Annotated in this window: 15 protein-coding genes; 12 read left to right on the top strand and 3 right to left on the bottom strand. The window is 56.7% G+C overall.

Features of this window, described 5'->3' with window-relative positions:
* The first annotated feature begins 3 nt into the window (after positions 1–3).
* From ALB80_RS07600 to ALB80_RS07575, 5 genes are all read left to right on the top strand, one after another.
* A complete protein-coding gene (locus ALB80_RS07600; RefSeq protein ID WP_050603454.1) occupies positions 4–1,047 on the top strand; it encodes a zinc-dependent alcohol dehydrogenase family protein in 1,044 nt (347 codons plus the stop codon).
* An 11-nt stretch (positions 1,048–1,058) separates the two neighbouring features.
* Positions 1,059–1,727 (top strand): phosphoribosylformylglycinamidine synthase subunit PurQ, encoded by a 669-nt coding sequence (purQ, locus tag ALB80_RS07595; protein WP_050603453.1) that lies wholly within the window; start codon positions 1,059–1,061, stop codon positions 1,725–1,727.
* Between the two features lie 69 nt (positions 1,728–1,796).
* Positions 1,797–3,542: an ATP-binding protein gene (locus ALB80_RS07590; RefSeq protein WP_050603661.1), complete on the top strand. Its 1,746-nt coding sequence runs from the start codon at positions 1,797–1,799 to the stop codon at positions 3,540–3,542.
* A gap of 12 nt (positions 3,543–3,554) precedes the next feature.
* The gene (locus ALB80_RS07585) at positions 3,555–4,889 is read left to right on the top strand and encodes a sigma-54 dependent transcriptional regulator (RefSeq protein ID WP_050603452.1); all 1,335 of its coding nucleotides are present in this window, start codon (positions 3,555–3,557) and stop codon (positions 4,887–4,889) included.
* A gap of 505 nt (positions 4,890–5,394) precedes the next feature.
* Positions 5,395–8,322: a ribonuclease E/G gene (locus ALB80_RS07575; RefSeq protein WP_050603450.1), complete on the top strand. Its 2,928-nt coding sequence runs from the start codon at positions 5,395–5,397 to the stop codon at positions 8,320–8,322.
* 48 nt (positions 8,323–8,370) lie between these two features.
* Here the strand turns inward: ALB80_RS07575 and ALB80_RS07570 are convergent, their stop codons facing one another.
* Positions 8,371–8,604 carry a sulfurtransferase TusA family protein gene (locus tag ALB80_RS07570; protein ID WP_050603449.1) on the bottom strand — a complete coding sequence of 78 codons (234 nt, stop codon included), beginning with the start codon at positions 8,602–8,604 and terminating at the stop codon, positions 8,371–8,373.
* 106 nt (positions 8,605–8,710) lie between these two features.
* Here ALB80_RS07570 and ALB80_RS07565 point away from each other — a divergent pair, with 106 nt between their 5' ends.
* From ALB80_RS07565 to ALB80_RS07550, 4 genes are all read left to right on the top strand, one after another.
* Positions 8,711–9,463 (top strand): cytochrome c biogenesis CcdA family protein, encoded by a 753-nt coding sequence (locus ALB80_RS07565; RefSeq protein WP_050603448.1) that lies wholly within the window; start codon positions 8,711–8,713, stop codon positions 9,461–9,463.
* 62 nt (positions 9,464–9,525) lie between these two features.
* The gene (locus ALB80_RS07560) at positions 9,526–10,740 is read left to right on the top strand and encodes a hypothetical protein (protein WP_050603447.1); all 1,215 of its coding nucleotides are present in this window, start codon (positions 9,526–9,528) and stop codon (positions 10,738–10,740) included.
* On the top strand, positions 10,737–12,086 hold the full coding sequence (locus ALB80_RS07555; RefSeq protein WP_050603446.1) for a cytochrome P450: 1,350 nt from the start codon (positions 10,737–10,739) through the stop codon (positions 12,084–12,086). Before ALB80_RS07560 ends, ALB80_RS07555 begins: the two co-directional genes overlap by 4 nt.
* A 73-nt stretch (positions 12,087–12,159) precedes the next feature.
* Complete coding sequence (locus tag ALB80_RS07550; RefSeq protein ID WP_050603660.1) at positions 12,160–13,041, top strand: fructose bisphosphate aldolase; 882 nt, start codon at positions 12,160–12,162, stop codon at positions 13,039–13,041.
* 175 nt (positions 13,042–13,216) lie between these two features.
* Here the strand turns inward: ALB80_RS07550 and ALB80_RS07545 are convergent, their stop codons facing one another.
* Entirely contained in the window at positions 13,217–13,576 is a 360-nt protein-coding gene (locus ALB80_RS07545; RefSeq protein ID WP_157054163.1) for a hypothetical protein, read from the bottom strand.
* Positions 13,577–13,958: 382 nt separating this feature from the next.
* Here ALB80_RS07545 and ALB80_RS07540 point away from each other — a divergent pair, with 382 nt between their 5' ends.
* From ALB80_RS07540 to ALB80_RS07530, 3 genes are all read left to right on the top strand, one after another.
* A complete protein-coding gene (locus tag ALB80_RS07540; RefSeq protein ID WP_050603444.1) occupies positions 13,959–14,927 on the top strand; it encodes a TAXI family TRAP transporter solute-binding subunit in 969 nt (322 codons plus the stop codon).
* A gap of 98 nt (positions 14,928–15,025) precedes the next feature.
* Positions 15,026–17,635, top strand: a complete 2,610-nt coding sequence (locus tag ALB80_RS07535; RefSeq protein WP_050603443.1) for a TRAP transporter permease — start codon at positions 15,026–15,028, stop codon at positions 17,633–17,635.
* Positions 17,632–18,063, top strand: coding sequence for a universal stress protein (locus ALB80_RS07530; RefSeq protein ID WP_050603442.1), 432 nt, complete (start codon positions 17,632–17,634; stop codon positions 18,061–18,063). The genes ALB80_RS07535 and ALB80_RS07530 overlap by 4 nt, the downstream gene beginning before the upstream one ends.
* Here ALB80_RS07530 and ALB80_RS22475 read toward each other — a convergent pair whose 3' ends face one another.
* Positions 18,064–18,285 (bottom strand): TIM barrel protein, encoded by a 222-nt coding sequence (locus ALB80_RS22475; protein ID WP_216597667.1) that lies wholly within the window; start codon positions 18,283–18,285, stop codon positions 18,064–18,066. It abuts the gene before it with no gap.
* Positions 18,286–18,440 lie beyond the last annotated feature (155 nt).

The raw sequence follows: 18,440 nt of genomic DNA, 5'->3' as shown, positions 1-18,440 counted from the left end.
TTGATGCGGGCCGCGCGTCTGATCACCTATCGTCAACCGCTTGAAGTTATGACGGTACCGGATCCCGAACCCGCCGAAGACGGTGTTGTGGTGCGGGTATTGGCCTGTGGTGTGTGTCGGTCCGACTGGCACGCGTGGGGGGGCGCAGACCCGGACGTTGTTTTGCCGATCACACCCGGCCACGAATATTGTGGCGAAGTTGTCTCGGTTGGCGCCCGCGTCACGCGTTGGCGTGTTGGCGACAAGGTGATCGCACCCTTCATTCTGGCCTGCGGACATTGCACGGACTGTTCCCAGGGTCATCAGACAATCTGCAGCGACCAGATTGTGCCCGGGTTCACCTGTGATGGCGCTTTTGCGGAATACATTGCTGTTTCCCATGCGGACGCGAACCTTACATCGTTGCCCGAAAGCATCGCGCCCGAAGTGGCAGCCGCCCTGGGGTGCCGAGTTACGACGGCCTGGCAGGCTTTGGTCGGACGGGCGCACGTTCAGGGTGGTGAATGGATCGCCGTCTTTGGCGGCGGTGGAGTTGGGATCTCGACCCTATTGTTGGGCAAGGCGCTTGGCGCGCGGGTTGTTGTTGTAGATGTTGTAGATGACAAACTGCGCTATGCCACGTCTTTGGGGGCGGATGCGGTGGTCAACGGGGCCACCTGTGATGCTCCGCAAGCAGTGAAAGACATCACCGGCGGCGGTGCGCATGTGGCGATTGAAGCCCTGGGTATCGAAGTGACGACCGTGTCCGCGATGCGGTCCCTGCGCAAAATGGGGCGCATGGTGCAAATCGGGATGCCTGCTGGGGATCACACCCAGATGGCGTTGCCGATGGATGTGCTCTATTCCGGTCAACTTTCCGTCTTTGGAACGCGCGGGATGCCAAGCTGGCGCTATCCTTCGCTCTTGTCGTTGATCGCGGGGGGCGGAATCGACCTGACGCCACTGGTCACACGAAAAATATCTCTCAACCAGGTGAGCGAAGAGCTTGCCGCCTTTGATCATCCAACCCCTCCGGGTGTTGCGGTGGTCACTGATTTTGTCTCGTAGGAGGGCCCGCCATGCGCGCAGCTGTAATCGTATTCCCCGGATCCAACTGTGACCGAGACCTCGCCGTCGCTTTCGAGCAGGCCGGTTTCAAGGTCGATATGGTCTGGCACAAAGACGCGGCACTGCCCGAAGGTGTTGATATCGTGGGCGTTCCGGGTGGCTTTTCTTATGGTGACTATCTGCGCTGCGGCGCAATTGCCGCGCAATCTCCGATCTGCAAGGCGGTCATCGAGCATACCGAACGCGGTGGATATGCGGTGGGCATTTGCAACGGGTTTCAGGTTCTGACCGAAACCGGCATCCTGCCGGGCGCGCTGTTGCGCAATGCAGGGCTAAAATACATTTGCAAAACCGTGGGCCTGAAGGTCGAAACCAGCGATAGCGTGTTTACTGGGGGCTATAATGCGGGTGACGTGATCGGTATCCCGATTGCGCATCATGATGGCAACTACTTTGCGGATGACGAAACGCTGTCGGCGCTGAAAGATCAGGACCGGATCGCATTCACCTATGCCGAGAATCCGAACGGTTCGGTCGGTGACATTGCAGGCATTCTGTCGGAAAACCGTCGTGTGTTGGGGATGATGCCTCACCCCGAGCGGGCCGCTGACGAAGGTCATGGCGGCACCGACGGGGTGGCGCTGTTCCGCGCATTGTCAGGAGTGTTTGAAGTCGCGTGACTTGAGGTCATGCGCGCCCGCGCGTAACGTTTGGACATGAACTCGGACGTGCGATCAGCCTGGTCAGATATGTTGAAACCGCTTCGCGGCGCCCCGCTGGGCTGGCGTTTGCGTTTTGCTGTGCTTGTTCTGCTTGTCGCGACTATCGCGACAGTCTGGATCACCAACCGGCTGCTAACCGACAGATTCACGGAATCCACCCGAAATCGAGCCGAGCTGCGCCTGGCCCTGTATTCCGGCAACCTGCTGAGTGAGCTGCGTCGAAACTCGATCGTGCCGCAGTTGCTGGCGCGGGACCCGACCCTCATATCAGCGCTGCAATCCAGTGATTATACACTGTCGACGCAGCGCCTGATTTCCTTCGTTGAAGAAATTGGCGCGGCGTCACTGATGCTTTTGGACAGTGATGGGCGAACCGTCGCTGCAACAGATCGCAACAAGCTGGGCGAAGGGCATAGAAACACCGCTTATTTTGTGGATGCGATCCGGTCCAATGCGACGATCTTTTCGGTCATTCCCAAGGAATCCGGCGGGTACAGCTTTGTTTACTCCCGGCGACTGGAAAGTGGATCGGAAATTCTGGGCGTCATCGTTGTTGAGGTCGATCTGCAGAAATTCGAACGCGCCTGGGCTGGTATCTCGGACGCAGTGATGGTCACGGACAGCACCGGAACGATCATCCTGTCCACCGAGCCCCGTTGGCGTGGGTTGGAAGAAAGCACGGCGATGCTGCGCCAGCCGCCGCAGGGCGCGATTCAGCGCGCTATAAGGGCCACAACCGATTGGACCGCTTTACCGCCGGATGCCTACCTGCAGGGCGAGGCGGTCATGCGGTTGGAAACGCGTATTCCGTTCCGGGGTTGGCAAATGACGTCGTTCACCACCTTTGCCTCGATCCGCGAAAAGGTGAACAGCGTTCTAGCGCTGGAAATCATGGGCTTTGCGATTCTTCTGGCGCTGACGTTTTATGCGCTCAGCCGCCGGGCCACCTTGCGCATGGCGCTGTTTCAGCGCGAGTCGGCAGAGCTTCGCGCATTGAACGCGCGGCTACAGCGAGAAATTGCTGAGCGGGAACGGGTTGAAAAGACGCTGGATTTGGCGGAACAGACCCTCGCGCAAAGCTCGAAACTTGCCGCCTTGGGCGAGATGTCCGCAGCAGTCAGTCACGAGCTTAATCAACCTCTGGCTGCAATGAAAACCTATCTCGCCGGGGCGCGTCTGTTGTTGCGGCGTAACCGTCCGGAAGAGGCACTTGCCAGCTTTGGACGCATCGATGGTCTCATCGAACGGATGGGGGCGATCACGCGTCAGCTCAAGTCTTATGCACGCAAGGGGGCGGATGCGCTTTCGCCAGTAAACCTTGGCGAAGCGCTGGCCTCGGCCTTGTCGATGATGGAACCGCAGCTGCGTCAACGCCATGTGAAGATCACTCAAATACTTCCCGAAGAACCCGTGATGGCCATGGGGGACCGGATGCGGATCGAGCAAGTGATGGTCAACCTCTTGCGGAATGCGTTGGATGCCACCAAATCAGTGGCAGAGCCGGATGTGGAAATCATCCTGGCGGCGGGCGATATGGCGGTTCTGACCGTACGTGACAACGGTCACGGTATCGAGGACATCGAGAACCTGTTCGAACCGTTCTATACCACCAAACAACCCGGTGACGGGGTCGGTCTTGGGCTTGCTATCTCGTCGGGGATCGTGAACGACCATGGGGGACGGCTGACTGCGCGCAACGGCCAATACGGCGGCGCGGTGTTTGAAATGCAGTTGCCAGCACTGGGAAGCGACGGCCTTGAGGCCGCGGAATAACGAGGAATGACTATGGCACAGGCCATGAAAATTGCCATTGTGGATGACGAACAGGACATGCGCCAGTCTATCAGCCAATGGCTAGCTTTGTCCGGATATGACACCGAGACCTTTGCCAGCGCGGAAGATGCGCTCAAGGTTCTGGGGCCGGATTATCCAGGGATCGTGATCTCGGACATCAAAATGCCGGGGATGGATGGCATTCAGCTTTTGAAAAAGCTGATGGGGGCTGACAGCACCTTGCCTGTGATCATGATCACCGGTCACGGCGATGTTCCTATGGCGGTCGAGGCGATGCGTGTTGGTGCGTTTGATTTCCTTGAAAAACCTTTCAATCCAGACCGCATGTCCGAATTGGCCAAACGCGCCAGCAATGCACGCCGCCTGACTTTGGACAACCGTGCGCTTAGGCGCGAACTGTCCGGCGGAACGCAGATCATGAACAAGCTGATCGGTGCCAGCCCGGTGATGGAGCGGCTGCGTGAAGATATTCTGGATCTTGGGCAAGCTGATGGCCATGTGCTGATCGACGGCGAGACCGGAACCGGTAAAACCCTGGTGGCTCATGCGCTGCACGCGGTGGGCAGCCGTGCCGGCAAGAAGTTTGTCCTTGTGTCCTGTGCAGCACTTGAAGAAGACGCCTTGGCCAAGCGTCTGTTTGGTCCGATGATGCCAGAGGATGCGCAACTGCCCGCCATCGAAGAAGCGCGCGGTGGCACGCTGGTGCTGGAAGACGTTGAGGCACTGAGTGATACGTTGCAGGCCAAGCTGTTGAGCGTGATGAACGAGCAGGGCACCCCTGCGGAAACGCGGATTGTTGCGATTTCGAACCTGCAGGAAGCGGGCAAAACATCCGAGGATGTTCTGCGCCCGGATCTGTTTTATCGATTGGCCGCGTTGCGTATCACCATGCCGCCGCTGCGCCAGCGCGGGGAGGATATCCTGACCCTGTTCACCCGTCTCAGCGAGCAATTTGCCGAGGAATACGGGTGTGACGCGCCTCAGGTCAGTGCGCAGGAGGCAGCGCAATTGTTGCAAGCCCCGTGGCCGGGCAACGTACGTCAACTGATCAATATTGCCGAGCGTGCCGTGCTGCAGTCGCGCCGTGGGTCGGGCACAATTGCGTCGCTGTTGATGTCAGATCATGAAGAAATGCAGCCGGTGATGACCACCGAGGGTAAGCCGTTGAAAGAATATGTCGAGGCGTTCGAACGGATGCTGATCGACAACACGATGCGGCGTCACAAGGGCTCGATTGCATCCGTTATGGATGAGCTGTGTCTGCCGCGCCGGACGCTGAATGAAAAAATGGCCAAATATGGCCTCCAGCGTTCGGACTATCTGTAAGCTTTGCGGTTGGGGGCTCTGCCCCCATCGCCAATGGCGACTCCCCCGAGATATTTTTGGCCAGATGAAGGGGATCCGTCGCGCGGGAAGACTGACGGAATGCAGTTTGCCCATTGTCTTTTCCACAGGGTTGCTTTTATTGTATCCGGACGGGCCGGGCGAATTCGACGCCCATAAGCCCCGAATCTTTGAGTTTCGCTGCTGATCCGTTGATGAGGATCAACCCCTCACGGTTCAGCAGACCGATTGTGCCCCGATAGGGGCAGTAGAATACCTGAGCCCAGGAGATCTGGGCGAAAGGAATAAATGGGCAGGCAGCGACCAGCGCCTGTCGGAGAAGAACCGCGATGACGCGCGCGCAACGATTGAGAGAACGGGCAGGGGGCCACAGCGCCAGACCCTGCCGCGCGCCGTCTGATATCGCCCTGACAAGACACCTCCCCAAAAGCGCCTGTCCGCCTGGACAGGTCAGGACAACGCGTTTGGCGCGGTGCACCAAGGAAACATGGCTAAGAAAATGCTTATCGATGCCACCCACGCGGAGGAAACTCGCGTTGTGGTGGTCGACGGAAATAAGGTCGAGGAGTTCGACTTTGAATCCGAAAACAAACGCCAGCTTGCTGGCAACATCTATCTTGCAAAAGTAACACGGGTTGAGCCGTCGCTGCAGGCGGCATTTGTCGACTACGGTGGGAACCGTCACGGTTTCCTCGCGTTTTCGGAAATTCATCCGGATTATTATCAGATCCCCGTCGCCGACCGTGAGGCGCTGATGGAGGAAGAGCGCGCCTATGCCGAGGCGATGAAGGCGCGTGACGAAGCTGAAGAAGCCAAGCCCAAAAAGCGGCGGTCCCGGACGCGATCCAAGGCCGCTGATGTGAAGTCGGACGATCCGGTTGAAACGATGGAGGTTTCAGCCGAGCCGACCGGTATGGAAACCATCGATCTGGCCGACGGCGAAGAAACAGATGCAGAGGTGCCTGAGGGGACCTCACCCATGGAGATTGTGGCTGAAACGCCGGTGGAAGAGCCGGAAGCCAATGATGCAACCCCATCGGAAGCTGGTTCTGAAGACGCTGAGCAGGCGACTGTTGTCGAGGGCGATGACACATTTGATGCGGTCGAAGCAACCAGCGACGATGCCCGTGAATCTGTTGAAGATGCCGGTGAAACCTCTGATGAGGTATCTGAAGACGTTGCAGATGCACTCAGCGAACCTTCGGACGAGGCGAATGTGGTAGAGGCTGAAAAGTCTGCCGCTGGCGACGCCGACGCCTTGGACGAAAACCCTTCGGAGTCCGAGGTCGACCAGGACGCGAATGGTGAAGGTGCTGAAAGCAAGGGGGCCGATGCGTCTTCGAAGGACGATTCGATTGAATCGGTGGCCGACGAGGATGACAGCGAAGACATCCGTCCGCCTCGCAAACCACGCCCGCGTCGCTACAAGATCCAGGAAGTCATCAAAGTACGTCAGGTTCTGCTGGTGCAGGTCGTCAAGGAAGAACGCGGCAACAAGGGTGCTGCACTGACAACCTATCTGTCGCTTGCGGGTCGGTATTGCGTATTGATGCCGAACACCGCACGTGGCGGCGGCATCAGCCGCAAGATTACCAATGCACCCGACCGCAAGAAACTGAAAGAAATTGCCTCGGACATTGATGTGCCGACCGGGGCGGGTTTGATCATCCGAACGGCAGGGGCCAAGCGAACAAAATCCGAAATCAAGCGCGATTATGAATATCTGCAACGGTTGTGGGAACAGATCCGCGCGCTGACGCTGGAGTCGATTGCGCCTGCAAAGATCTATGAGGAAGGCGACCTGATCAAGCGCTCGATTCGGGATCTTTATAACCGCGAAATCGACGAAGTTCTGGTCGAAGGTGAGGGCGGCTATCGCATCGCCAAAGACTTCATGAAAATGATCATGCCGTCCCACGCCAAGAACGTGAAACGGTATGAAGATGCGCTGCCTCTGTTTGCGCGCTATCAGGTGGAAAGCTATCTGGCGGGCATGTTCAACCCGACAGTTCAGCTGAGATCCGGCGGTTATATCGTGATCGGTGTCACTGAGGCTCTGGTGGCGATCGACGTGAACTCAGGTCGAGCAACCAAGGAAGGCTCGATCGAGGAAACCGCGCTGAAAACCAACCTGGAGGCCGCCGAAGAAGTGGCGCGTCAGTTGCGTCTGCGGGATTTGGCTGGTCTGATCGTTATCGATTTCATCGATATGGACGAGCGCAAGAACAATGCGGCGGTCGAAAAACGTCTGAAGGACAAGCTGAAAACCGACCGTGCGCGCATTCAAGTGGGCCGGATTTCGGGCTTTGGTCTGTTGGAGATGAGCCGTCAGCGTCTGCGCCCCGGTATGATCGAGGCCACCACGCAGCCATGCCCGGCCTGTCATGGAACCGGTCTGATCCGCTCGGACGACAATATGGCCCTGTCGATTCTGCGTCAGATCGAAGAGGAAGGCACCCGCCGTCGCTCGCGTGAGGTTCTGGTGCGCTGCCCGGTCAGCATCGCCAACTTCCTTATGAACCAGAAACGGGAGCACATTGCGCAGATAGAAGCGCGCTATGGTCTGTCAGTGCGGATCGAAGGCGATATTCATTTGGTCAGCCCTGATTTCTCGATGGAGAAATTCAAGACCGCCAGCCGAATCGTACCTGAAGCCACAGCACCTGTTGTATCCGTCGATGCCTCATTGATGGATTTGGTGGATTCGTCCGATGAGGAAGAGGTCGAAGACGAAATTGCTCAGACCGAGGAAGAAACTAAACCCAAGCGCAAACGCCGCCGTCGTCGGCGCAAGAAGGGCGGGGTCAATGGTGACGCGACAGAGCAATCCAGCGAAGGTACTGACGCCGAGACGCAGGAAAGCACGTCGATAGACAAAGCCGATGAAGAGGGTGCGGCTGAGGTCGTCGTAGAAGAAGTTACCGAAGAAGAAGTTGCTGACGAAGAAAAACCCGCCAAGCCCAAGCGCAAACGCGCACCGCGTCGTCGGAAGAAAGACGTAGTCGCGGAAGAAACGACCGAACAGGTTGAAACGGCAGTTGCCGAAGCTGAAATCGTTACGGATACGCCTGCGGCAGATGAGGTTGTTGAGAGCCCACAGGTCGAAACACCAGAAGTTGCTGAAGACCTTGGCGAGGGTGTTAAAGCGGAAGCTGAGACCGTTGAAACCACGCCTGAGGCACCCGCGATTGCCGAAGAGGCCACCGTTGAGGATTCACCAGCCGAAGAAACTTCTGCTGTTGTGGAAGAACTTGCAACGGAAGCGGCGGAAGACTCCAACTCAGATGATGTCGAGCCTGCCGCAGAAGCCCCTGAGGAGAAGACGCCCGAACCCGTTTTGGAAACTGTGGCGGAAGAACCGGAACCTGGCCCTGCCAAGCCGAAGCGACGCGGGTGGTGGTCGCTGGGCAACTAAAGAAAAGGCGGGCCGATGGGCCCGCCTTTTTCGTAAGCGCAGGGTTATTCAGACAGATTTTTGGATCAGATACACCTGATGTGCCCCATCAAGATCTTGTGACAACAGCGTATGCCCTACCTCAGCGCAAAAATGCGGAACATCGACGATAGCGGCCGGATCATCGGCCAGCACGCGCAGGACGGCCCCTGCGGGCATGGATTTCAGCCGTTTACGGGCTTTGAGAACGGGCAGAGGGCACAACAGCCCCAGAGCGTCCAGCGTTTCTGTAATCTCGGTCATGCAAATCGGGATAGGGCCAAGTTGAAATATTGTCCAGATTCCAACCACGAGGATGTGACCGAATGGCCCCGTGACGGATCGCCAATCATCACTTATGTGCAGAGACATGTTCGGAATTGAAATCATAGACGCGGGACTGCTGCCCGCCATGTTCGTCGCCCTCCTGGGTGGTTTGATCAGCTTTCTGTCGCCTTGCGTGCTGCCCATCGTGCCACCCTATTTGGCGTATATGAGTGGTGTCACAATCAACGAGATGCAGGACGAAGCCCGCGCGCGGCGCAAGGCAACCCTGTCGGCTTTGTTCTTTGTGATGGGACTGTCGACCGTCTTTCTGCTTTTGGGCTTCACCGCGTCGGCCTTTGGGGTGTTTGTTCTGCAAAATCAGGTGCTTTTCGCCAAGCTTTCCGGCGCTGTGGTGATCGTGTTTGGCCTGCATTTCCTGAACGTTTTCCGCATCCCGTTTCTGGACCGTGAGGCTCGGATAGACACCGGCGAATCCGGCGGTTCGGTCTTTGGTGCGTATATCCTGGGTTTGGCGTTTGCTTTCGGCTGGACGCCCTGCATCGGACCTCAGCTGGGCGCGATCCTCTCGCTGGCGGCGAATGAGGCGTCTGTTGCGCGGGGAACAGTATTGCTGGGTGTCTATGCGGCAGGGCTTGGCATTCCATTCCTGCTGGCCGCAATGTTCCTGAACCGCTCGATGACAGTGATGAACCGCATCAAGCCCTATATGGGTACAATCGAAAAGGTTATGGGCGGCTTGCTGTTGTTTGTGGGGATCATGCTGATCACCGGCCTCTTTACCCGGTTCAGCTGGTGGTTGCTGGAAACCTTCCCGGCTTTGGCAAACTTCGGATAAACCGCTGACCCCCTTACCTTGACCTCAAGCCTGCGTTAACCTGCACGGAAGAAGGTAAGGGCATGAGCAGTCAGATAAATAGGCCTCGGGTGCGCAAACGCAGGGTGTTCTACATACCCGGCTATGATCCGTTTCCTCCCAGACGATACCGCGAGTTGTATCGGTCCGAAGCACAGGTCCAGGCCGCGATTTCCGGCTACGAGATTTCTGTGTCAGCCAAGCCGCGGTCCGAGGTCTTTGGCTGGCACGTCATGTCGGTTCAAGATGATGACCGGGTAAACACGGAGATCGACGTACTGGTCTGGTCGGATATCGTGCGCGACAGCATGACGGGGTCGATCTTGTCGACCTATCTGCAACTGGTTCGAACCGCTTGGATTTACATCTCAACAGGAACCCTGCGCCGGTTGATGGGGCTGCGTAAAGGGCCGGTAATTGCCGCGCTATATCCGGTTGGGATGCTGTTGTTGCAATTGCTGGTCGCGATTCTGGTTGCCTGGGCGATGACGAAACTGTTGAACCCGATGGTGGGGCTGTGGGCTTTGGTTCCGGCAGGTGTCCTGGCCTATTTCGTGCTTCATTGGTTTCGCACAATCGATAACCGCTTGTTCGCGTATTACCTCATGTATGACTACGCATACTCTGCGCAATTGAATGGGGAAACACCGCCGCAGTTGCAGGCAAGACTGAACACGTTCCAAGACCTGATCAAACAGGCTTTGACCGACGACGTGGATGAGGTTCTGGTGATCGGCCACAGCTCGGGCGCGCATCTTGGTGTGTCGGTGTTGGCTGATCTGATCCGCAACCAAGGAGGGCACGAAAGTGGCCCGATATTGTCGTTTCTGACTTTGGGGCAGGTGGTTCCGATGGTGTCTTTCCTACCAAGCGCATACCGTTTGCGCGCGGATTTGCAGTTTTTGTCCACGCAACCCAATGTGGCATGGGTCGACGTTACCGCCCCCGGCGACGGCTGTGCTTTTGCGCTGTGCGACCCGGTTGCGGTCAGTGGAGTGGGCAGCCCTGACAAGAAGTGGCCATTGGTCCTGTCAGCAGCGTTCACTCAAACTCTGTCGCCTGAGCGTTGGAAGGCGGAGCGTTGGCGGTTCTTCAAACTGCATTTTCAGTATCTCTGCGCTTTTGACCGTCCGGGTGCATACGATTATTTTCGCATCACGGCGGGCCCGCAAACACTGGCCTCGCGATTTGCAGGGCGCGCACCTTCGCCGACATGTATTGATCGTCCCGTGTCAAAATACACCACGGTCCACACATGATCCCGCCAAAGCCAACCCCGCGTCCTGACAAGGTATCGCTTTGGCAGTATCTTAGGCTGTTTCGAAAGGATCTGCTTTCGGCACAACCGCAACGGCTCTATCGCGCCTGGATGGCCGAGTTTCGAACGCCGTTCTTTAGATCCTACATGATAAATCAGCCGGAACTTGTTGATCTTGTTCTGAAAAAAAGACCAGCTGACTTCCCGAAATCCAACCGGATCAGTGAAGGATTGCGGCCTCTTCTGGGGGAATCGGTGTTTTTGGCCAATGGCGAGGCTTGGAAACGGCAACGTCGCATCATTGATCCGGCATTCGAAGGCGGGCGGTTGAAGGACACGTTTCCAGCTATGCTTGCTGCCTCGCAGGCCTGCGCAAGTCGGCTGCGTGCCAGAGTTGGGGATGAGATCGAAGTAGAAGAAGTCACCAGCCATGTCGCTGCTGATGTCATTTTCAGGACGCTGTTCTCGGTGCCTATCGAACATGAAATCGCGGCGGAAGTGTTCCAAAAGTTTCGCGCCTATCAGCGGCAGCAACCGCTTTTGAACCTTGCTGCCTTTGTACCTCTTCCGCGTTGGGCCCCCCGGTTTCATTCTGATAGCGCATGGAATAGTGCAAACGATATCAGGAAGTTGATCGAACAACTTACAGTGAAACGTGCGGCGGACATAGCCGAAGGGCGGGCACCTGACGATCTGGCGACCAAGATCATGACAACACCAGATCCGGAAACCGGGAAGTGTTTTGAGACCAACGAGATGATCGACCAAGTGGCGATATTCTTTCTGGCTGGGCATGAGACCAGCGCGTCTGCTTTGGCCTGGGCACTTTACCTTCTGGCGCTTTACCCCGACTGGCAGGAAAAAGTCGCGCATGAGGCTCAGGCACTGCGCGATCCGTCCTTTTCGACCATGTCCAGACTAAAGATCAGCCGGGATGTGTTTCGCGAAGCTTTGCGGCTTTATCCTCCAGTGCCGATGATGGTGCGCGAATCCCAGTGTCCTGAACGGTTCCGGGACAGGGACATTTCCAAGGGAGCACAAATCGTCATCAGCCCGTGGCACCTGCATCGACAGGAACGGTTATGGGACAATCCGGATGGGTTCGATCCCTCGCGTTGGAGTACCGCGAACGGCAAGGCGTGCCAGCGCAATGCCTACATTCCGTTCTCTGCCGGACCAAGGGTCTGCACCGGGGCCGGATTTGCGATGGTTGAGGGGCCTTTGATCCTGTCGATGCTGTTGCGCCATTTCAAATTCGAAACAATCCCAAGCAAAACGCCGGTTCCAGTGGCGCATCTGACTGTTCGATCCAAAGACGGGATATGGTTAAGGTTGGTTGAGCGCTAACAAACTACCATCGTCCATCACCGTGCTGTATGCGATGGATGAAATCGGAATCATTCTTGAACGGGAAAGCATTATGTCCAAAGCAGAACAGCGCGCGCAGATGTCCAACGGAGCAGGCTTTATTGCTGCACTGGATCAAAGCGGCGGATCGACCCCCAAGGCGCTGGCGCTGTATGGGGTGGACGCGTCGGATTACGCCTCGGAAGAAGAGATGTTTGGCGAAATCCAGAACATGCGTGCGCGGATTATTCTGGCGGACGACTTCACCAAGGACAAAGTCATCGGCGCAATCCTGTTCGAACGCACGCTGGGCGAACAGATCGAAGGCCGCAAAGTTGCGGATTACCTTTGGTCGGCCAAAGGTATCGTTCCTTTCCTTAAAATCGATAAAGGTCTGGAAGAGACAGCCAATGGCGTTCAGATGATGAAACCGATTCCAGGTCTGGCAGAAACACTTGCAAAGGCAGAGGGTGTGTTCGGCACCAAGGAGCGTTCGGTGATCCACGAAGCCAACGCAGAGGGCATTGCCGCCGTTGTGGCGCAGCAATTCGACGTCGCGCGCGAAGTTGTTGCCGCAGGGATGGTTCCGATTGTCGAGCCCGAGGTGAATATCAACTCGGAAACCAAAGCCGAAGCGGAAGAGATCCTGAAGGCTGAAATCCTGAAAAACCTCGACCAGCTGGGCGAAGGGCAGGATATCATGCTGAAACTGACGATCCCGAGCGCGGCAAACCTTTATGACGACTTGGCCGATCACCCCCGTGTGGTGCGTGTGGTCGCTTTGTCAGGTGGATATTCAACGGAACAAGCGTGTGATCTGCTGGCCCGGAACGGCAAGATGATCGCATCTTTTTCGCGCGCGCTGACCGAAGGTCTGTCAAAACAGCAATCGGATGCCGAGTTCAATGCAGCCCTGGGTGGAAACATCGACAAGATTTTCAAAGCGTCAGTTTGAGCTTTGAAACAAAATATAAAAGCGGCGCAGTTGCGCCGCTTTTTGTGTTCTAACCGCAGGCCAGATATCTACAGATATAGTTTCTTTAGATGTCAATACGCGCGTGAAGGATGAACACACTTGCGCCGTATCATGTCTTTCTCAATGCGGTGCAGAAGTTATCCTTGCATGGTTTTCAGGATGCGGGGCAGGTGCCTCGATCAAACTTCTGGACCGTGCCTTTGACCATCATATCGTATTTCAAGCTGTCGTAGTTCACCACAAACGTGACGACCTGTTCGTCTTGCATCAACAGAATCGTCATTGATTCTCCGACAGGATAAATTGTGGCCTGGCCCTGCAGATCACCTGTGGCAAGATAGCCTTTGTCCGAACCGTCCGACCGCTTCACAGTAACGCTGCTGCCATCGACATCCGACACACATTCAACTGTAAAATCATCTTGTTGTAAAACGTTCTTAGCCAAAACCGGGGTGGCCGCCGTCGTTGCAACAGCCAGCACGAAGAGGTATTTTTTTACCATTTTGAGTTCCAAGATTGGGAGTTTTCTGTTCGCTGGGTCCGGCGAAATGGGCAATCATTCCGCCCGAACCTGGCGAGCAGGTGCCTGTCATTTGCGCCAGGAATGAGGCGTATGTTTGAACTTTAAATGTCGCTCGAAAAGTGGGATGGCCTCTGGCGTTCTGAAGGGGAAACTTCGGGATTTCAGGTCATATATGCGATTTGGCGGGATCAATCTTGGCGCTGACCTTGACAATCAGTGTCTCTGAATGAAACCTCTTAAGGGTTGGGAGACACTGGAAAATTCAAATGGTTAGACCTGTTGCAGGACGGGCCGATTTTCAGTATCGGCACGCTTCCCTGAGCAGAGAGACCCATTTGGTTCCAACTGCCAGAAAAAAATTGGGAGTTAACACATGAAAAACAGTAGCAAACTGAGCCTTGGCGCGTTTGTGACGGCAGCCATGATGGCGCCTGCCGCATATGCCGAAGAATTCATCACCATCGGCACAGGTGGCGTGACCGGCGTATACTATCCGACAGGGGGCGCGATCTGCCGTCTGGTGAACAAAGGCCGTAAAGAACATGGCGTGCGCTGTTCGGTCGAATCGACCGGTGGTTCGGTCTACAACATCAACACCATTCGCGAAGGCGAGCTGGAATTTGGTGTGGCGCAGTCCGACTGGCAGTACCATGCGTATAACGGCAGCTCGAAATTCGAAGAGGCTGGCCCGTTTGAAAATCTGCGTGCGGTTTTCTCGGTCCACCCCGAGCCCTTCACCGTTGTGGCGCGTGCCGATTCCGGCATCACCAACTTTGAGGACCTGAAAGGCAAGCGCGTCAACATCGGTAACCCCGGTTCCGGTCAGCGCGGCACCATGGAGGTTCTGCTGGGTGAAATGGGCTGGACCACCGGTGATTTCGAACTGGCGACCGAGCTGAAAGCGGCTGAGCAATCGGCGGCTCTGTGTGACAACCAGATCGACGCGATGGTCTACACCGTGGGTCACCCCTCGGGTTCGATCCAGGAAGCCACCACCGCGTGTGATTCAGTTTTGGTAAATGTCAGCGGCGACGCTGTGGACAAGCTGGTGGGCGACAACTCGTTCTACCGCACGGCAACCATCCCAGGTGGCATGTACCGTGGGTCCGATGGCGACACTGCGACTTTCGGTGTGGGCGCAACTTTTGTGACCTCGGCGGACGTGTCGGATGACGCGGTTTACGCGGTTGTCAGCTCGGTGTTTGAGAACTTCGATGACTTCAAGAAGCTGCACCCTGCATTTGCCAACCTGAAGCCGGAAGAGATGATCGCGGATGGCCTGTCGGCACCGCTGCATCCGGGCGCCGAGAAGTACTACAAAGAAAAAGGCTGGATTCAATAAACCAGACCTGACGCAGGGCGCTCACGGGCGCCCTGCACACAACCCGTGTGAAACGGGGTTCCAAAAGGCCAAAAAAGGCCGTGACGGGGAGACATTGCATGAGTTCCGACACACAATCCAATCGCCCGCTATCCGAAGAAGAACTTCAGGATCTGGTCGCATCTTCCGACGCCGGAGGGCGTAACCCGGTCGGGAACGTAGGGATTTTTCTGGCCATCGTGGCCGCGATCTGGTCGATTTTTCAGGTTGTTCTGGCCTCACCAATCTCGAACTATGTTCTGCCCGGAAGCGTTGTGAACAACGCGCGGCAGTTCCATCTGGCCTTTGCGATGTTCCTGGCGTTTGCGGCTTATCCGGCGCTGAAATCCAGCCCGCGCGGCTATATCCCGATCCAGGATTGGATCATGGGACTATTGGGCGCGTTTGTCGCGCTGTACGGTTATTTCTTCTATGACAAGATCGTCAATGCGGGCGGTCTGGCCGATAACACGGATAAGTGGATCGCTTTGGGCGGTCTGCTGTTGCTGTTCGAGGCCGCGCGCCGTGCGCTTGGCCCGGCCATGGCAATCATCGCAACGATTTTTCTGGCTTATGTTTTCTTTGGCTCATCTGAATACGTTCCCGAAGTTATCCGCTGGAAGGGTGCGAGCCTGAAAAAGGCAATGAGCCATATGTGGATCACGTCCGAAGGCGTCTTTGGTATCGCGTTGGGTGTTTCCACGAAATTCGTGTTCCTCTTCGTTCTGTTCGGGGCCTTGTTGGATAAGGCCGGGGCAGGGAACTATTTCATCAAAATGGCCTTCGGGGCGCTTGGCCACCTGCGTGGCGGTCCCGCCAAGGCGGCTGTTGTGGGCTCTGCTGCGACCGGGCTGATCTCGGGCTCGTCGATTGCAAATGTTGTTACCACCGGGACCTTCACCATACCGCTGATGAAACGCGTGGGCTTTTCCAGCGAACAGGCGGGTTCGGTTGAGGTTGCAAGCTCGGTCAACGGGCAGATCATGCCGCCTGTGATGGGCGCTGCGGCCTTCCTGATGGTGGAATATGTTGGCATCTCATATGTTGAGGTCATCACCCACGCATTTTTGCCCGCCGCGATTTCTTACATCGCGCTGGTCTACATCGTGCATCTTGAAGCGGTGAAGCGGAACATGCCGACCTTGGGCGACCGGGAAGTGCATCTGGCGAGAACCGTTGTCGGAATGTTGTCGTTCTTCCTTGTGTTTGCCGGCCTTTGCTACAGTTCACAATTCCCGGTGGAGGCGGTGACAAGCTGGGCACCTTCTGCCGCAGGATTGATCCTTAGCCTGATTGTCTGTGCGATCTATGTCGTGCTGCTCTATCTGGCTTCTAAAGTGCCGGATCTTGAGCCCGACGATCCAAACGCCAAAGAGGTCACGCTGCCGGTCATCGCCGACATCTACAAGGCCGGTTTGCATTACCTTCTGCCGATCATCGTGCTGGTCTACTTCCTGATGATCGAACAGAAATCGCCCGGCCTTTCGGCCTTCTGGGCCACCGCTTTGCTTTTCGTGATCTTGCTGACCCAGAAACCGCTTAAGGCGATCTTCCGGGGTGAAAGCGATGTCTATAACCGCTTTATCGACGGCATTGCCGACCTGTGGCAGGGCCTGATCGACGGGGCGCGCAACATGATCGGGATCGCTCTGGCTACGGCCACGGCGGGCGTAATCGTCGGCACAGTAACCCTGACTGGTGTAGGGCAAGTGATGGCCGATCTGGTCGAGTTTCTTTCAGGCGGCAACCTGATCCTGATGCTGATCATGGTCGGTATCCTCAGCCTGATCCTGGGCATGGGTCTGCCTACCACGGCGAACTATATCGTTGTCAGCTCGTTGATGGCCGGTGTGGTTGTCGAACTGGGTGCACAGAGCGGCCTGATCGTGCCGCTGATCGCCGTCCATCTGTTCGTGTTCTACTTCGGGATCATGGCGGACGTCACGCCTCCGGTCGGTCTGGCCAGCTTCGCTGCGGCCGCTGTTTCTGGTGGTGACGCGATCAAGACCGGCTTCACGGCGTTTTTCTACAGCTTGCGCACTGTAGCGTTGCCCTTCGTTTTCATCTTCAACACAGACTTGCTGTTGATCGATGTGACTTGGGTCGAAGGTATCATAGTCGCCATATTTGCGACCATAGCCATTCTGGTCTTCACAGCTGGCACCATGGGGTACTTCCTGACCCACAGCCGTATCTATGAAAGCATTGCCCTGATATTTGTGGCCTTTGCCCTGTTCAGGCCGGACTTTTTCATGGATCGCATTTCGCCCCCGTTCCAGTTGGTTGAGCCTGCTGCATTCGAAGAGACAATCGGTCAGGCACTTCCGGGTTCAGAAGTTCGGCTGGTTGTGTCCGGACCCGATTTCGACACGCTTGAAATGGTGGATACAACTGTTGTTGTCACCGTGGGCGAAGAAGAAGGCGGCGCCGCACGGGTCGAGGCAATGGGCCTGCTGCTGATCCCCGAAGACGGACTGGTTAAGTTGGAAGAGCCCTTATTCGGCACACCAGTAGCCGATGATCTTGGCAACTTCGACTATTATGGGGATGAGGCCGTGCGTCTGACCTCGGTCAGCCTGCCGTCCAGCCAGCCACCGAAGCAGCTGATTTATATTCCTGCGATGATCCTTCTGGGTTTCATCGCCTTCCTGCAACGCGGCCGGGCCGCCAGAGAAGAGGTGCTCGCATGACTGGTTCGGTACTGTGCGCCATTGATATCAGCAATGGCGAAATTGATGCGCCCGTCCTGCAAAAGGCGGCCGCTCTGGCGGATTTGGAAGGGGCGCAGTTGGATGTGGTGACCGTGCTGCCGGATTTCGGTGAAAGCTGGGTGTCCGGTTTCTTTGAATCCGATTTCCACGAAAAAGCGCTGGAGGAGGCTCAGGCCAAACTAACGGCGCTGTGCGTTTCGGCTTTGGGGGCAGAGCGTAATGAAAGCATCCGCCATGTTGTTGCGACGGGAACAGCCTATCAGGAGATTCTGAAAACCGCAGAAGGGGCCGGATCCGATCTGATCGTGATCGGCGCGCATAAGCCGGATCTCAAGGACTACCTGCTTGGCCCGAATGCCGCGCGCGTGGTGCGGCATTCTACTGTTTCGGTCTACGTGGTCCGCTGATTATTCGGCCAGCCCCAACGCGCAGAGGTGTGGAAATCCCGGCGGCACATCGCTGCTGTTGCGTAGCTCCAATACCAAACGCGCGTCCGGGGCGCTTTTTGTCAGTGCTTCAAAGACGGCCTGCCAATTGACTGTCCCCTTGCCGGGCGCCCAGTGGCGGTCGGCATATCCGTCGGTGTCCTGCAGATGCACATGGGCCAACCGCGTGCCCGCCGTCCGCACATAATAATCTACCGGAGGGGCGCCGGTCGCCCCAAGGGCGGCTGCAGCGTCCAGCCCCTGAGGCAGGCGTTTTTACACAATTGCGCGCACATCAGGGTCGCGGCAATCCAAAGGCAGGCTATAAAACAGTCCGTGGATACCCAACCGCCCGGTAT

The organism is Ruegeria sp. 6PALISEP08 (assembly GCF_001238295.1).
Taxonomy (GTDB): domain Bacteria; phylum Pseudomonadota; class Alphaproteobacteria; order Rhodobacterales; family Rhodobacteraceae; genus Ruegeria.
Note: the sequence above shows the minus strand (reverse complement) of the source record. Positions and strands in the feature narration are given on the sequence as shown.

Bases quoted from the DNA above. Each gene is read 5' to 3' on its own strand.
- ALB80_RS07550 (WP_050603660.1), top strand. From the start codon at position 12,160: ATGTCCAAAGCAGAACAGCGCGCGCAGATGTCCAACGGAGCAGGCTTT.
- ALB80_RS07575 (WP_050603450.1), top strand. From the start codon at position 5,395: ATGGCTAAGAAAATGCTTATCGATGCCACCCACGCGGAGGAAACTCGC.
- ALB80_RS07560 (WP_050603447.1), top strand. From the start codon at position 9,526: ATGAGCAGTCAGATAAATAGGCCTCGGGTGCGCAAACGCAGGGTGTTC.
- ALB80_RS07540 (WP_050603444.1), top strand. From the start codon at position 13,959: ATGAAAAACAGTAGCAAACTGAGCCTTGGCGCGTTTGTGACGGCAGCC.
- purQ (WP_050603453.1), top strand. From the start codon at position 1,059: ATGCGCGCAGCTGTAATCGTATTCCCCGGATCCAACTGTGACCGAGAC.
- ALB80_RS07570 (WP_050603449.1), bottom strand. From the start codon at position 8,604: ATGACCGAGATTACAGAAACGCTGGACGCTCTGGGGCTGTTGTGCCCT.
- ALB80_RS07535 (WP_050603443.1), top strand. From the start codon at position 15,026: ATGAGTTCCGACACACAATCCAATCGCCCGCTATCCGAAGAAGAACTT.
- ALB80_RS07590 (WP_050603661.1), top strand. From the start codon at position 1,797: ATGTTGAAACCGCTTCGCGGCGCCCCGCTGGGCTGGCGTTTGCGTTTT.
- ALB80_RS07530 (WP_050603442.1), top strand. From the start codon at position 17,632: ATGACTGGTTCGGTACTGTGCGCCATTGATATCAGCAATGGCGAAATT.
- ALB80_RS07565 (WP_050603448.1), top strand. From the start codon at position 8,711: ATGTTCGGAATTGAAATCATAGACGCGGGACTGCTGCCCGCCATGTTC.
- ALB80_RS07555 (WP_050603446.1), top strand. From the start codon at position 10,737: ATGATCCCGCCAAAGCCAACCCCGCGTCCTGACAAGGTATCGCTTTGG.
- ALB80_RS07600 (WP_050603454.1), top strand. From the start codon at position 4: ATGCGGGCCGCGCGTCTGATCACCTATCGTCAACCGCTTGAAGTTATG.
- ALB80_RS07585 (WP_050603452.1), top strand. From the start codon at position 3,555: ATGGCACAGGCCATGAAAATTGCCATTGTGGATGACGAACAGGACATG.